General features: G+C 52.8%; 11 protein-coding genes and 2 tRNA genes. 6 read left to right on the top strand and 7 right to left on the bottom strand.

Going from position 1 to position 14555, the window contains the following annotated elements:
* The gene (locus PUZ33_RS11655; protein WP_020690601.1) at window positions 1-363 is read right to left on the bottom strand and encodes a YfeC-like transcriptional regulator; all 363 of its coding nucleotides are present in this window, start codon (window positions 361-363) and stop codon (window positions 1-3) included.
* A 217-nt stretch (window positions 364-580) separates the two neighbouring features.
* Here PUZ33_RS11655 and PUZ33_RS11650 point away from each other — a divergent pair.
* From PUZ33_RS11650 to PUZ33_RS11640, 3 genes are all read left to right on the top strand, one after another.
* Window positions 581-656: transfer RNA gene (locus PUZ33_RS11650), tRNA-Ala, on the top strand.
* A 41-nt stretch (window positions 657-697) separates the two neighbouring features.
* Window positions 698-773, top strand: a tRNA-Ala gene (locus tag PUZ33_RS11645).
* Between the two features lie 214 nt (window positions 774-987).
* Complete coding sequence (locus PUZ33_RS11640) at window positions 988-3177, top strand: EAL domain-containing protein (protein WP_038984360.1); 2190 nt, start codon at window positions 988-990, stop codon at window positions 3175-3177.
* A 45-nt stretch (window positions 3178-3222) separates the two neighbouring features.
* Here the strand turns inward: PUZ33_RS11640 and PUZ33_RS11635 are convergent, their stop codons facing one another.
* Window positions 3223-4410 carry a NupC/NupG family nucleoside CNT transporter gene (locus PUZ33_RS11635; protein WP_013098187.1) on the bottom strand — a complete coding sequence of 396 codons (1188 nt, stop codon included), beginning with the start codon at window positions 4408-4410 and terminating at the stop codon, window positions 3223-3225.
* Between the two features lie 349 nt (window positions 4411-4759).
* Between PUZ33_RS11635 and PUZ33_RS11630 the strand changes: the two genes are divergently transcribed.
* Window positions 4760-5998 carry an Nramp family divalent metal transporter gene (locus tag PUZ33_RS11630; protein ID WP_038984362.1) on the top strand — a complete coding sequence of 413 codons (1239 nt, stop codon included), beginning with the start codon at window positions 4760-4762 and terminating at the stop codon, window positions 5996-5998.
* 33 nt (window positions 5999-6031) lie between these two features.
* Here the strand turns inward: PUZ33_RS11630 and PUZ33_RS11625 are convergent, their stop codons facing one another.
* Both PUZ33_RS11625 and mgrA read right to left on the bottom strand, forming a co-directional pair.
* Window positions 6032-6388, bottom strand: coding sequence for a DUF2502 domain-containing protein (locus PUZ33_RS11625; protein WP_058680694.1), 357 nt, complete (start codon window positions 6386-6388; stop codon window positions 6032-6034).
* A gap of 125 nt (window positions 6389-6513) precedes the next feature.
* Window positions 6514-7512 (bottom strand): L-glyceraldehyde 3-phosphate reductase, encoded by a 999-nt coding sequence (gene mgrA, locus PUZ33_RS11620; RefSeq protein WP_023619795.1) that lies wholly within the window; start codon window positions 7510-7512, stop codon window positions 6514-6516.
* A gap of 183 nt (window positions 7513-7695) precedes the next feature.
* On the opposite strand from mgrA, the gene ipdC reads away from it, so the two are divergent.
* On the top strand, window positions 7696-9354 hold the full coding sequence (ipdC, locus tag PUZ33_RS11615; protein ID WP_058680695.1) for an indolepyruvate decarboxylase: 1659 nt from the start codon (window positions 7696-7698) through the stop codon (window positions 9352-9354).
* Here the strand turns inward: ipdC and PUZ33_RS11610 are convergent, their stop codons facing one another.
* On the bottom strand, window positions 9355-10590 hold the full coding sequence (locus PUZ33_RS11610; RefSeq protein WP_029881751.1) for an ion channel protein: 1236 nt from the start codon (window positions 10588-10590) through the stop codon (window positions 9355-9357).
* 205 nt (window positions 10591-10795) lie between these two features.
* Here PUZ33_RS11610 and glk point away from each other — a divergent pair, with 205 nt between their 5' ends.
* Window positions 10796-11761 (top strand): glucokinase, encoded by a 966-nt coding sequence (gene glk / locus PUZ33_RS11605; protein WP_013098181.1) that lies wholly within the window; start codon window positions 10796-10798, stop codon window positions 11759-11761.
* A gap of 31 nt (window positions 11762-11792) precedes the next feature.
* Here the strand turns inward: glk and PUZ33_RS11600 are convergent, their stop codons facing one another.
* Together PUZ33_RS11600 and PUZ33_RS11595 are read right to left on the bottom strand one after the other, a co-directional pair.
* Window positions 11793-12524 (bottom strand): LytR/AlgR family response regulator transcription factor, encoded by a 732-nt coding sequence (locus PUZ33_RS11600; protein WP_013098180.1) that lies wholly within the window; start codon window positions 12522-12524, stop codon window positions 11793-11795.
* 13 nt (window positions 12525-12537) lie between these two features.
* Entirely contained in the window at window positions 12538-14235 is a 1698-nt protein-coding gene (locus tag PUZ33_RS11595; RefSeq protein WP_032618314.1) for a sensor histidine kinase, read from the bottom strand.
* Window positions 14236-14555 lie beyond the last annotated feature (320 nt).

Here is a 14555-nt window from a genome sequence, read left to right as displayed (position 1 = left end):
TCAGTTATGGTCGCGAATCCCTAAACGTTGCAACAATCCGGTAATCCCTTCCCGCAGTAACAGCGATGTCATCTGCTTTTGCTCTTCCGGCGTCATTTCATTCGCCAGCGTCAGAAGTAATGTGTGCAGAGAACCGTTTTGCAACGCATTTTCCGGCATATCTGCGGTTTCCGTTGCCCGGCGCGCGCTGCGGATAAAGTCACGCACTTTCTCGTTCACATGTACCAGGCGCGCTTTCCCGCCCTGAACTCCCGGTTTTGGCGATGTAATCCAACCCTCTTTGCGTACCCATTTATTGATGGTCTGGCGGCTATAGCCAGTGAGGAGGGCTAACTCTTCTGGCGTCATTCGTTCCTTGATCATACAATTTCCTGAATATTTGTGGGGTCAATTAACGGTTCATTTTATAGCACCGTTTTAGGTGAAAACGTGACAGGCTTAACTCCTGACTGCGAGGCGGCTCGCAAAGTGGTTCATTTGCATGATTTTTCGGCGATTGAACGGCAGTGAATGATTTTGCCGTTGACACTCCGCAGCGGAATTCATATTATGCCGCCCGTCAACATGACAGCTTTACGATGGGGCTATAGCTCAGCTGGGAGAGCGCTTGCATGGCATGCAAGAGGTCAGCGGTTCGATCCCGCTTAGCTCCACCAAACTCTGAACCCAACAGAGTAGGGTAAGTAAAGTAACATGTGGGGCTATAGCTCAGCTGGGAGAGCGCTTGCATGGCATGCAAGAGGTCAGCGGTTCGATCCCGCTTAGCTCCACCAAAATTTGAACCCTCGTCGAAAGACGGGGGTTTTTTTATGTCTTTGTAACGACCTTCACCCTCTTTTGTTGCCAAATTAGCAGCGTTCCTATACCTCGCCTCAATCCAAATCAATAAACGAGTCTATAAATGGACTTCAACTTGATTCGAGCAATTAATAAACCTATTATCCGTCCGGCCAATAATTTGCATGGTAAAACAGATTATCCAACTTAATGAATAGAAAAACTTACAATAATGTAAAGATATTTATGATTGCTCTGGCGCTGTGTTTGATTACGGTGCCCTTTTCCCGTTATATCTCTCCACGCGCTATAGTAAATGGTCATGATGTTTATCTGGCATGGCTGCCGTTAAGCGTTATGCTGGCCGTGATTTTGTTATTTGGGCGTCGGGCAATCATTCCCATTCTTTTAAGTTTCACTATTGCTAACATCTACAATATTAATTTAGCACCACTACAATATTTAGTATTATTGATCTGTCAGACGTTTTCTGTTTTTGCTGCCTGTGGCGTCCTGCGCCTTGTGCTGGGCAAGCGCTGGCGTCACTGCGTGCCGAACAAACACATTGGGCAACGTATATTCTGGCTGGGCTTTATGGTGCCGATAGGCATTAAAGGGTTGATGTATCTGGCTGGCTTTTTATTTGATTTTCCCGTGACTATCTCAACATTCTTTGGCGAAGGCACCGTAATTTATAACATCGTTGATATTCAAAGCTTGATATGCGCAGCGTTGATTTTCACCATGATGTTCTATTATCCATTAAGAATGATAATTAATCCCCGCTATGTCAGAACCTTCTGGCTGCGGAGCGTGAAGCCAGTGTTTTTTCATAAAAAATCTTTGTATGTATTCATCTGGCTGGCTTTTTTAATTTTCACCCTTGCCGTGTTATGTGCGCCATTTGAGTCACCGGTTATTGCTGGCTATTTAATGCCAGTCATTTTTATTCTCTTTACGCTAGGCATCAGTCGCCTCAGCTATGCGCTCATCTCTTTACTGTGGGCGGCATCCGCTCTGCTGCTGTTGACCTATAACTACAACTTCCTTAATGGCGTCGAATCTGGGCATTCACTCTCCTTTATCCTGTCTGTGCTGATCTCTTTCGCTATCTGTCTGCTTTACATGTCGCGGCTCTACCAGCGAAGCAACTGGTTGAAGCAGGACTGGCAGGACAGGGCGCTGACCGACCCGCTGACCGGTTTACCGAATATTCGGGCGCTGGAAGAGTTTCTTCAGGTTCACCCGGATGCAAAAATCTGCTGCCTGCGGATGGACAACCTGGAATTTTTAAGTCGCCACTACGGCATTCTCATGCGGGTGCATTGCAAACGTAGGGTAACCACCTCCCTGCAGCCGCTGTTGCAGAAAGATGAGAAGCTCTTCCAGTTGCCAGGCAGCGAGCTGGTCATTGTATTGCTGGGGCCTGAAACCGCTGAACGGCTGCAGCATATGGTCGATCAATTAAACAGCCGAAAAATTTACTGGAATAACACGGGGCTGGATATCGAGTTTGGCGCTTCCTGGGGAATGGTCGAAAACGGCGAGAACTTGCACCATACGCTGGGCCAACTGAGCTGGCTGGCCGAGCAGTCATGCGGAGCGCATAACGTACTCGCGCTCACCAATAGCCTGGAGGCCGCGTCGGGGCAAACCACAGAACGGGTGCTGATGTTAGCGCGTATCAAACATGCCCTGGATGCCGGTCAGTTTCATTTATATGCCCAACCAATCCAGAAAGCGGACGGCAGCGGTTATTACGAAATACTGGCGCGCATGGAAAGCGAGGGTGAGATTATCACGCCTGACCGCTTCATCCCGCTGATTGCCCAGTTTAACCTGAGCCACCGCTTTGATATGTGCGTGCTGGAAAAACTGCTGTTGTGGTTGCGCGATCATCCTGCGTCGCAGGGTGGCACTCGCTTTTCTGTCAATCTGATGCCTCTGACGCTGATGCAAAAAGAGGTGGCTACCGAGATTAGCGCGTTGTTCGAACACTATGGTATCGCGCCGCAGGACGTTGTCCTTGAGATCACGGAAGAGCAGGCCTTCTCGAACTCTGGCAGCAGTATCAAAAACCTTCAGCAGCTGCGGGATCGTGGGTTCCGTATCGCGATTGATGATTTTGGTACCGGCTATGCCAACTACGAACGACTCAGACGCCTTCAGGCGGATATCATTAAAATAGATGGCTGCTTTGTTAAAGATATCTGTACCGACGACATGGACGCGATGATTGTGCAGTCGATTTGTAATCTGGCAAAAACCAAATCACTGTGTGTGGTGGCTGAATATGTGGAGACACCGGCGCAACGTGACATGCTGCTGCGCTTTGGTGTGGATTACCTGCAGGGATACCTGATAGGCAAACCGACGCCGCTTGACGCACTGCAGGCATAAAAAAAACCGGGAGCAAGGCTCCCGGTTCTCATATAACGTGACGGGTTACAGTACCAGTGCTGCGATAGACGCTGACAGTACGCTCACCAGCGTTGAGCCGTAAACCAGTTTCAGACCGAAGCGAGAAACAACGTTACCCTGTTCTTCGTTCAGACCTTTAATCGCACCGGCGATGATACCGATGGACGAGAAGTTCGCGAAGGAAACCAGGAACACGGACAGGATGCCTTCCGCACGTGGAGAGAGCGTGCTGGCGATTTTCTGCAGATCCATCATTGCAACGAATTCGTTAGAAACCAGTTTGGTCGCCATGATACTACCAACCTGCAGCGCTTCGTGAGCAGGGACACCCATCACCCAGGCAACAGGATAGAAGATGTAGCCCAGGATGCCCTGGAAGGAGATGCCCAGAACCGCGGCGAACAGGGCGTTCAGGGCAGAGATCAGGGCGATGAAGCCGATCAGCATCGCGGCAACGATAATCGCCACTTTAAAGCCCGCCAGAATATATTCACCCAGCATTTCGAAGAAGCTCTGACCTTCGTGCAGATTTGCCATCTGCAGGTTCTCTTCGCCTTCCTCAACACGGTATGGGTTGATCAGTGACAGCACGATAAAGGTACTGAACATATTCAGCACCAGAGCAGCAACCACATATTTTGGTTCCAGCATGGTCATATACGCGCCCACGATAGACATGGAAACGGTGGACATTGCTGTTGCGGCCATGGTGTACATACGGTTACGGGACATCTTGCCGAGAATATCTTTATACGCGATAAAGTTCTCTGACTGGCCCAGAATCAGGGAGCTGACGGCGTTGAATGATTCCAGCTTACCCATACCGTTAACTTTGGACAGTACGGTACCAATGGCACGGATCACAATCGGCAGAACACGGATGTGTTGCAGAATACCAATCAGCGCAGAGATGAAGACGATTGGGCAAAGTACTTTCAGGAAGAAGAATGCCAGCCCTTCGTCGTTCATTTTACCGAAGACAAAGTTCGTCCCTTCGTTGGCGAATCCGAGCAGTTTTTCGAACATTTCGGAGAAGCCTTTTACGAAGCCAAGCCCCACGTTGGAGTTCAGGAAGAACCACGCGAGCAAAACTTCAATAACGAGAAGCTGAACAACAAAGCGAATGCGGATTTTTTTACGGTCATGGCTGACCAGCAACGCAAGCGCAGTAACGACAACGAGTGCCAGGACAAAGTGAAGGACGCGGTCCATATTTGCTCCAAATATGAGGCAGGTTTAATTTTCGTGCACATTCTATGTAACAACCGAAAAGAAAACGAGATCAAGGACACACTATAGTTACATCCTGTGACGAGTCTCAAAAATAGTGATCCACAATACATTTTTGTTATGTTAGGTAAATGAGTGAAAAGTTAAGTTTGTGTGCTAGTCTTCACAAAAGAGCGCGCGATTTCGGTTTCTGTTAGAGCGCCCCCGCTTACCCGCCTGTCTATCGTTCAAAGCTATCAGAGAAATCACTGCAACCGTTACAAATGATCTTGATAATCATTCTCATTTTGATAGCGTTAAACATAGCAAAGGCTATATTTCAGAGGCAGAAATGACAAACAGTCGCGTAGAGGGTAGCAGTGGCAGAGCAGCGCGCAAGTTGCGGTTCGCATTAATGGGACCTGCGTTCATCGCTGCCATTGGCTATATCGATCCAGGCAATTTTGCGACCAATATTCAGGCCGGGGCCAGCTTTGGCTATAAGCTTCTGTGGGTGGTTGTCTGGGCTAACCTGATGGCTATGCTGATTCAGATGCTTTCCGCGAAACTGGGTATTGCCACCGGTAAAAACCTGGCGGAACAGATCCGCGATCATTACCCGCGCCCGGCGGTATGGTTGTACTGGATCCAGGCGGAAATCATTGCGATGGCAACCGATCTTGCCGAATTCATTGGTGCGGCAATTGGTTTCAAGCTGATCCTCGGCGTATCACTGCTGCAGGGGGCGGTGCTTACCGGCATTGCCACCTTCCTTATTCTGATGCTGCAGCGTCGGGGGCAAAAACCGCTGGAAAAAGTCATCGGCGGCCTGTTGCTGTTTGTCGCTGCGGCCTATATTGTCGAACTGATTTTCTCGCAGCCTAACCTGGCGCAGCTCGGTAAAGGGATGGTAATCCCAAGCCTGCCTACCTCTGAAGCGGTGTTCCTCGCCGCCGGGGTGCTGGGGGCGACCATCATGCCACATGTGATTTACCTTCACTCCTCGTTAACCCAGCACCTGCACGGGGGGACGCGCAAAGAACGCTATTCGGCAACCAAATGGGATGTGGCTATCGCCATGACGATTGCCGGTTTTGTGAATCTGGCGATGATGGCAACCGCTGCCGCAGCGTTCCACTTTAACGGTCACACCGGCATTGCCGATCTCGATCAGGCCTATCTGACGCTGGAGCCGTTACTGAGCCATGCGGCTGCGACCATATTTGGCTTAAGCCTGGTGGCGGCAGGTCTCTCCTCTACGGTGGTGGGAACACTGGCCGGGCAGGTGGTCATGCAGGGGTTCGTCCGCTTCCATATACCGCTGTGGGTACGTCGCACCGTCACAATGTTGCCGTCATTTGTGGTGATCCTGATGGGGCTGGACCCAACACGCATTCTGGTCATGAGCCAGGTGCTGCTGAGCTTCGGGATCGCACTTGCGCTGGTGCCGCTGCTGATCTTTACCAGCAACAAACATCTGATGGGCGAACTGGTTAACACCACGCTGGTGAAACGGACCGGATGGGTCATCGTGGTTGTGGTAGTGGCGCTGAACCTGTGGTTACTGATAGGCACGGCATTGGGGTTATAAAAGAAAAAGGAGCCGGGAGGCTCCTTTTTTAGATTAGTGACGACCGTGGCCGTGACCATGTCCACCGCGACCTTTACCGCCGCGATCCCAGCCGCCACGGCGGTCATCACGGTCGTTCCAGCCTTCGCGATAACCACGCTCGTAGGCGTTGTTTTTGTACCAGCCGCGGTGCAAACCATTATCATGTTTCCACCAGCGGTCGCCGCGCCAATCATAGTGACGGTGCCAGTAGTCACGGTCGCGCCAGTAGCCACCGTCCCAGTATCTGCCGTAGTCGTCACGATCGCCAATTTGTAATTTTACTGATGGCAACAGGGTGATTTCGCCAGCAGTGGCGACCAGCGGGGCCGAAGCCAGTAATACCGCTGCAAGAATCAGTGACCTGAACATACTCTTCTCCTTCACGATCGGGGCCTTAGGGGGCCTGTTAACGCAATTTTACGAGTTGGGAAAGCCTCGTTTCATCGCCTCAACTCCGAATTCAGACGTGATAGCACTTTTTGCTAAAACAGGATTTATTTTGAGCTATTCAGGATCCCGTCAATGGTGGCAAGCTCTTCCGCCGTGAAATGGCGGTTCTCCAGCATGCCCACTGCATCGTCTATTTGCCCGGTTTTACTGGCGCCAATCAGTACGGAAGTTACCGCCTCGTGGCGCAAAATCCAGGCCAGCGCCATCTGAGACAGCTTCTGTCCCCGGCTTTCTGCCAGCGCGTTCAACTTTTTGACTTTTTCCAGTTTCTCCTGGGTTATCTGATCCGGGTTCAGGAACTTACTCCCGCTCGCGGCGCGGGAGTCCGCCGGAATGCCGTTCAGATAACGATCGGTCAGTTGACCACCCGCCAGCGGCGAGAATGGAATGCAGCCGACACCTTTTTCCTGCAAAACGTCCAGCAAGCCCGCTTCCGGCGCACGTTCAAACATTGAATATTTCGGCTGATGGATCAGACACGGCGTGCCGAGGTCATGGAGTATGTCGATAGCCTGCCGTGCAAGCTCGGCCGGGTAATTGGACAAACCGACATACAGGGCTTTTCCCTGACGCACCAGATGGTCAAGCGCTTTCATTGTCTCCTGCAGCGGCGTTTCCGGGTCAGGACGGTGGTGATAGAAGATATCAACATACTCCAGCCCCATACGTTTCAGACTTTGATTCAGGCTTGCGATGAGATATTTGCGCGATCCCCAGTCACCGTAAGGGCCGTCCCACATGGTATAGCCCGCTTTCGTCGAGATGATCAGCTCATCGCGCCACGGCAGAAAATCTTCCTGCAAAATGCGGCCGAAATTGCGTTCGGCAGAACCGGGAGGCGGACCATAGTTATTGGCAAGGTCGAAGTGTGTAATACCAAGATCAAACGCGCGCTGTAAAAGTTGACGGCTGTTTTCGATAAGCGTGGCGTCACCGAAGTTGTGCCAGAGCCCAAGAGAGACGGCGGGTAATTTAACGCCACTTTGCCCACAGCGACGATACAGCATTGTCTGATAACGGTTTTTATCTGGCTGATAGTGCATTCTCATGACCTCTGGCGCTAAAAAGTAAGAACAGTGTATGCGTTTACACTGATGCGAAAAACAGAGCATAGCGCAGCCTTTTTTGTAAAGCATTCTTTCCATACTCTTCTTTCTGCCATTTCTGGACAGCCATCACGCTTATTTAATACTCAAAGTGAGGTCAACGTCAGAAGGACACCTGTTATGCGAACCCCATACTGCGTCGCCGATTACCTGCTGGACCGTCTTACAGATTGTGGTGCCGATCATCTGTTTGGCGTGCCGGGCGACTATAACCTGCAGTTTCTCGATCATGTCATCGACAGCCCGGATATCTGTTGGGTGGGCTGTGCCAATGAGCTAAACGCATCTTATGCCGCTGACGGATATGCCCGATGTAAGGGCTTTGCCGCGCTGCTGACAACATTTGGCGTAGGGGAATTAAGTGCCATGAACGGCATGGCCGGCAGCTTTGCCGAGCATGTTCCGGTGTTACACATTGTGGGGGCACCGGGCATGGCCTCACAGCAAAAAGGTGAGCTGCTGCACCACACGCTGGGTGATGGTGAGTTCCGCCACTTCTATCATATGAGTGAACCGATCACGGTCGCGCAGGCGATCCTGACCGAACAAAACGCCTGCTACGAAATCGACAGAGTATTAACAACCATGCTGCGGGAGCGACGTCCAGGCTACCTGATGCTGCCTGCTGATGTGGCTAAAAAATCAGCCACGCCGCCTGTAAACGCTCTCACGTTTAAGACCGCGCATGCCGATAACGCCTGCCTGAAAGCGTTCCGAGACGCCGCCGAGAGCAGGCTGAAAACAAGCAAGCGTACCGCGCTGTTGGCCGATTTCCTGGTCCTGCGCCACGGCATGAAACATGCCCTGCAGAAGTGGGTGAAAGAGGTGCCCATTGCCCACGCCACCATGCTGATGGGCAAGGGCATTTTTGACGAACGCCAGCCCGGTTTTTATGGCACGTACAGTGGTTCGGCAAGCGTCGGGGCGGTAAAAGAGGCCATCGAAGGGGCGGATACGGTACTGTGCATTGGCACGCGTTTTACCGATACCCTGACGGCGGGGTTTACCCATCAGCTGACGCAGGCGCAAACGATAGAAGTGCAGCCCCATGCCGCACGGGTGGGGGATGTCTGGTTTACCGGTATCCCTATGTCTGACGCGATCGAGACGCTGGTGGCTCTCTGCAAACAGTATGTCCACGATACCCTGGCGCCAGTCTCTCACAGCGGTATCGCCTTCCCGCAATCCGAGGGCTCGCTCACTCAGGAGAATTTCTGGAGCACCCTGCAAACCTTTATTCGCCCGGGTGACATTATTCTTGCCGACCAGGGGACGTCAGCCTTTGGTGCGATCGATTTGCGTCTGCCGGCAGATGTGAATTTTATCGTCCAGCCGCTGTGGGGCTCCATTGGCTACACCCTGGCCGCGGCGTATGGTGCCCAAACCGCCTGTCCAGACCGGCGCGTCATTGTGCTCACGGGGGATGGCGCCGCGCAGTTGACCATTCAGGAACTGGGCTCGATGCTGCGTGATAAACAGCACCCCATTATCCTGGTGCTCAACAATGAAGGGTACACCGTAGAAAGGGCCATTCATGGACCGGAACAGCGCTATAACGACATTGCCTTATGGAACTGGACGCAAATTCCGCAGGCACTGAGCCTGGATCCTCAGGCACAGTGCTGGCGGGTCAGTGAAGCGGAACAGCTGGCGGAGGTGCTCGAAAAAGTGGCACACCGCGAGCGACTATCACTGATTGAAGTGATGCTACCCAAAGCGGATATCCCACCGCTGCTGGGGGCGATTACCAAAGCGCTGGAAGCGCGTAACAACGCCTGATCACTTGTCGTTACGCCAGGCCATCATCATCGGTTTGCCCGCCAGCAGGAGCCAGGCGGGCAACATCACGATGCAAAGTAACGGGATGAGAGTAGTATCCGGAACCACCACCGCGGCCATAAACAGGCTCAGCCAGGCATCACGTGTCACCACCAATACCAGCCCCAGAATAGAGCAAGAGACGGTAATCGCCGCCGGAACCGCATCCACATGTTCATGCAGCATCAGCCCCAACGCGACGCCAACAAAGACCGCCGGGAAGATCCGTCCGCCACGGAAGCCGCACGCTGCCGCCACCACCAGCGCAGCCAGCTTTATGAGCGCAAACAGCAAATAATCGGACACGCTAAACACCTGACTGAAGGCCAGCTGTTGCATCTCATCCAGACCTTTAAACAGCGTTACCTTACCGCCGATGGCCCCTAAAATGCCGAGGATCAATCCGCCGACCCCGAGGATAAGCACCGGATGTTTGAGCTTATGCACCAGCCGGTGCAGACGCGGCAGACACCATACGGCGATCATCCCCAGCGCAATGGCAATAGCGACTACAACCGCACCGCTGAAGATATCGGCTATCTGCATCTGGCCGTAGTGGGGAAGGGAGAGCGAGAAGTGTGGATTGAAAAACAGACTGGTGGTGAGCGCACCGGCCGCGGCGGCCATCAGTGGCGCAAAGAGTTTATCCCAGAGCGGCACGTCGTTATTGCTGGAAAGCGTCTGCGAGAAAATCAGCGCGGCCGCGACCGGCGTGCCGAAGAGCGCGCCAATGGTGCCGGCCGATGCCAGAATCGTCCAGTCCAGGGCCCCGACGCGGGGTAAAATGCGTGAGCCGAGATACACCGCCAGACCGATGTTGACCGCCATGATCGGGTGTTCCGGCCCCAGGCTAACGCCGCCCGCCAGACCGATAATCAACGCGATAATAAGTCCTGGCAGCGCTGCAGGAGCGACCGGGGCACCAATCAGCGGTTCCAGCGCCGGATCAGGCCCGGCGTGCCCTGGGCTAAAGCGGATCACCAGACCCACCGCAACCCCCGTCAGGGTCAGCATCATTATGATCCACGCCGGCGAATCAACGCTGATACCCACCTGAGCCGGAAGCGCCGTCCATAACATCGTTTGCAGCACCGAGGCGACTTTCATCACGACGATAAGCACCAGGCTTGAGACAATACCAATAATTAAGGCCGGGATTGCCAGCAACAGCATGGTTCTGGCTCGCGGGTGGAGCATGATAATTTCCTTGTACAAAAAGGTATTACGTTACTTTGCACAATCAGCATTGTGGCAATAGTGCAAAAGGTGCTGAAACGGTAAAGTTATTCTGTGACGAAGATCGATAATCCCGGGGCATTCACCTTCCGGTCGTTGTTGTTATCACGCCTTGAATTTACAGTGTTCCAAAGATTTATTCTGACTTTAGCGGAGCAGTAGAAGAATGACAAAGTATGCTTTGGTAGGAGATGTGGGCGGCACTAACGCGCGCCTGGCATTATGCGATGTAAGTAGCGGTGAAATTTCCCAGGCGAAAACCTATTCAGGGCTGGATTACCCCAGCCTTGAGGCCGTTGTACGCGTCTATCTGGAAGAGCACAAGGTCAGCGTTGACGATGGCTGTATCGCGATTGCCTGCCCGATTACCGGCGACTGGGTCGCGATGACCAACCATACCTGGGCATTTTCCATCGCCGAGATGAAAAAGAACCTCGGCTTTGCACATCTGGAAATCATCAACGACTTTACTGCGGTGTCGATGGCCATCCCGATGCTGAAGCCAGAGCACCTGACTCAGTTTGGCGGTACTGCACCGGTAGAAGGCAAGCCGATTGCCGTTTACGGTGCCGGTACAGGGCTGGGCGTTTCGCATCTGGTTCATGTTGATAAGCGCTGGGTGAGTCTGCCGGGTGAAGGTGGCCACGTGGACTTTGCACCGAACAGCGAAGAAGAGGGCATTATTCTGGAAGAGCTACGCGCTGAGATCGGCCACGTGTCGGCTGAGCGCGTGCTTTCCGGCCCGGGGCTGGTGAACCTGTATCGTGCGATTGTGAAGTCTGACGGCCGTCTGCCGGAAAATCTGCAGCCGAAAGACGTGACCGAGCGCGCACTGGCAGACAGCTGCATCGACTGCCGTCGCGCGCTGTCGCTGTTCTGCGTGATCATGGGGCGTTTTGGTGGCAACCTGGCGCTTACGCTCGGCACCTTCGGTGGCGTTTACATTGCCGGTGGCATTGTGCCGCGCTTCCTGGAGTTCTTCAAAGCGTCAGGCTTCCGCGGCGGGTTCGAAGACAAAGGACGTTTTAAAAGCTACGTGCAGGACATTCCTGTTTATCTGATTGTGCACGACAACCCGGGTTTACTTGGCTCGGGCGCCCACCTGCGTCAGGTGCTCGGTCAGATCCTCTAAAACCCAGCCCCTCTCTTGCGGGAGAGGGGATTTACAGGTGCATTAACTGGCGGAACTCTTTGACCTTGCTGCGGCTCACTGGCACCTGAAAATCAAGATCCTTGAGGCGCAAAATGTAGGTATTGTTAAACCACGGCTCGATCTCGCGGATCTTGTTTAAATTCACACAAAACGAGCGGTGACAGCGGAAGAAATGCGCTGTCGGCAGCTTGCTGCAAAACTCGGTAATGTTCATCGCCATCACGTACGATTCCCGCCGCGTATAAACAAAAGTCATCTTTTCATGGGCTTCGGCATAGTAGATATCGTTAACCGGCGTCACGATGATACGTTCATCTTTCACCAGGTTAATCGTGTCGTTCTCACGTACTGCGGGGCTTGCGGTGACAGGGGCGTTCTGCTGTTGCCACGCGGCCTCCAGCTTTTGCAGCATGGTGACGATGCGCGACTCCTGGTAAGGCTTAAGGATATAGTCAAACGCCTCCAGCTCGAAGGCTTCAACCGCATGCTCCTTCCAGGCGGTGACGAAGACAATAAACGGCTTATGGGCAAACTGATTGATGTTTTGCGCCAGTAATACGCCATCCAGCGACGGAATGTTGATATCAAGAAAAATGGCGTCAACGCGGTTATGCTGCAAAAACTTCAGCACGTCCAGACCATCGTCAAACGTGCCCACGATCTCCATCTGACTGTGCGTTTTGATGAGCCAGCTCAGCTCCTGTTGAGCCAGAAACTCATCTTCTACAATGATCACTTTCACGGGTTACTCCGGCCTAAGGCAACAGGGATGTAGACGCATGAACGGGAGAGCGTTCATTCGGGATATAAAAGGCGATCTCGGTGCCCGGTTCAAGGCGCTGAATATGCAGCCCGTCGCCGTACAGCAGTTTGACCCGGTGGTGGACATTCAGCAGCCCAATCTTATTCCCCGGCATCTCGTTGGCCTCAACGCGCTCAATGACTTTAGGATCAATTCCGTGGCCGGTATCACGCACGGCAATCCGCACGCGGTTGCCGCTTTCGGTCACGCTGATGGTCACCACCCCTTTCCCTTTACACGGCTGAATCCCATGGACGATAGCGTTCTCAACCAGCGGCTGGATCAGCAGGCTTGGGATCACACAGTTGACCTCTTCATCAATATCGTAAATGACGGTGAGTTTGTCACCAAAGCGCGCCTGCTCAATCGCAATGTAATCTTTGATCTGATAAAGCTCTTTTTTGATGTCGATCTGCTCGTCATCTTTTAGCTCAATGTTGTAGCGCAGATAGCGTGACAGATTGAAAATCAGCTGACGTGCGGTATCCGGATTAAGTCGAATGGACGAGGAGATCGCATTCAGCGCGTTAAACAGAAAATGAGGATTAATTTTACTTTGCAGCGCGCGTAGCTCTGCCTTATTTGCCATCTCGCGCAGCTGTTCCGCGCGGGAGACCTCCAGCTGGGTAGAGATAATCTGCGACAGCCCGATGGCCATCTCCTGCAGGGAGGAGGTGATCTGGTGCGCGTGGCAGTAGTAAATTTTCAGGGTTCCCGTCACCACGCCTTTCTCCCACAGCGGGATCACCAGCATGGAGTGAATTTCTGGGGTTCTGTGGGCTTCATCATTGTTTTTAATGATGATTTTACCGTAATTGATCGCCTGCCTGGTGGTGGGGCTGATGGTGTCATCGCTGTCCTGATAGTTATGCTCACCCACGCCAACATAGGCCAGGACGTGATCGATATTGGTAATGGCCACGGCATCGGCATGAATATCGCGACGGATGATATCGCAGACCTGACGTAAGGATTCAGCGTTAACATGGCGGAAGAGCGGCAGCGTTTTGTTGGCGATATCCAGCGCCAGCTTGGCCTGACGTGCGGCGCTGGCCTCTTTTTCCCCTTCAACGCTTTGCACCAGCAGCACAATAAAACCGATACAGACGCTGCCGAGGATCATCGGAATGCCGATTTTAGAGACAATATCCAGCCCCAGCGCGATGGTGGGAGCCCAGACGACCACCAGAACCATGGTCAGCGTTTCGCACAGCATGCCCGCGATGATCCCGGCGCGCCAGTGCTGCTTTTTCGGGATTTTGCGGTTAATCCAGCCGGAAAGGACGCCGGCGATGATGCTGGTGATAAAACACGGCACCGCCGTCACGCCGCCGATATCTATCAGGTAACGATGTGTCCCGGCAATGAGACCCGTAATAATGCCCACCCAGGGGCCAAACAAGATCCCGCCGGACATCACGGCGATAACACGCACGTTGACCAGCGACCCTTCTACCGGCACCCCGGACCAGGTGCTGAACAAGGCGAACAGTGAAAAGATAGCGGTAACGGCCAGCAGCTCTTTTGCCGAGTGGGCGGACTTGTGCAAAAGCTCGCGGAACAGGCGAATACGAATGAGGAAAAACAGGCAAATCAGCATTAATGCCGCACGGTCAAAAACCGCCAGCAGCATATCGAATATTTCGTGCACGAGTCGACCAGCGAAAAGAGGAAAGCCCAATGATAAAAAACCTGACGCCTGTTGACCAGCTATCCGTCGGGTTTATCAAATGAGGAAAAACCATAATCTTCAAAGGGGATTGAGAGTGGCTTCCTGAAGATGCCAGTTTTTTTACTCCTGGAGAGCGACAAGGTAACAGTTTTGATATCATCATGTTAAAGACTGGGTATTAAAATTGCACAATAAGCAGGAACGCTTCCGCTTTCGGTATCTGAAGGTTCCCGTTTTTAACGCGACATCTTTTTTTTGCTTAACCTCTCGACAGCATGTTTTTTTTCAGGTTATTTTCT

Source organism: Enterobacter cloacae complex sp. 2022EL-00981, from assembly GCF_028737495.1.
Lineage (GTDB): Bacteria > Pseudomonadota > Gammaproteobacteria > Enterobacterales > Enterobacteriaceae > Enterobacter > Enterobacter cloacae.
This window is presented reverse-complemented; position numbering and strand designations above follow the sequence as displayed.

Excerpts from the sequence above, each read along its gene's own strand:
- PUZ33_RS11655 (WP_020690601.1), bottom strand. The coding sequence starts at position 363 with ATGATCAAGGAACGAATGACGCCAGAAGAGTTAGCCCTCCTCACTGGC.
- PUZ33_RS11640 (WP_038984360.1), top strand. The coding sequence starts at position 988 with ATGAATAGAAAAACTTACAATAATGTAAAGATATTTATGATTGCTCTG.
- PUZ33_RS11635 (WP_013098187.1), bottom strand. The coding sequence starts at position 4,410 with ATGGACCGCGTCCTTCACTTTGTCCTGGCACTCGTTGTCGTTACTGCG.
- PUZ33_RS11630 (WP_038984362.1), top strand. The coding sequence starts at position 4,760 with ATGACAAACAGTCGCGTAGAGGGTAGCAGTGGCAGAGCAGCGCGCAAG.
- PUZ33_RS11625 (WP_058680694.1), bottom strand. The coding sequence starts at position 6,388 with ATGTTCAGGTCACTGATTCTTGCAGCGGTATTACTGGCTTCGGCCCCG.
- mgrA (WP_023619795.1), bottom strand. The coding sequence starts at position 7,512 with ATGCACTATCAGCCAGATAAAAACCGTTATCAGACAATGCTGTATCGT.
- ipdC (WP_058680695.1), top strand. The coding sequence starts at position 7,696 with ATGCGAACCCCATACTGCGTCGCCGATTACCTGCTGGACCGTCTTACA.
- PUZ33_RS11610 (WP_029881751.1), bottom strand. The coding sequence starts at position 10,590 with ATGCTCCACCCGCGAGCCAGAACCATGCTGTTGCTGGCAATCCCGGCC.
- glk (WP_013098181.1), top strand. The coding sequence starts at position 10,796 with ATGACAAAGTATGCTTTGGTAGGAGATGTGGGCGGCACTAACGCGCGC.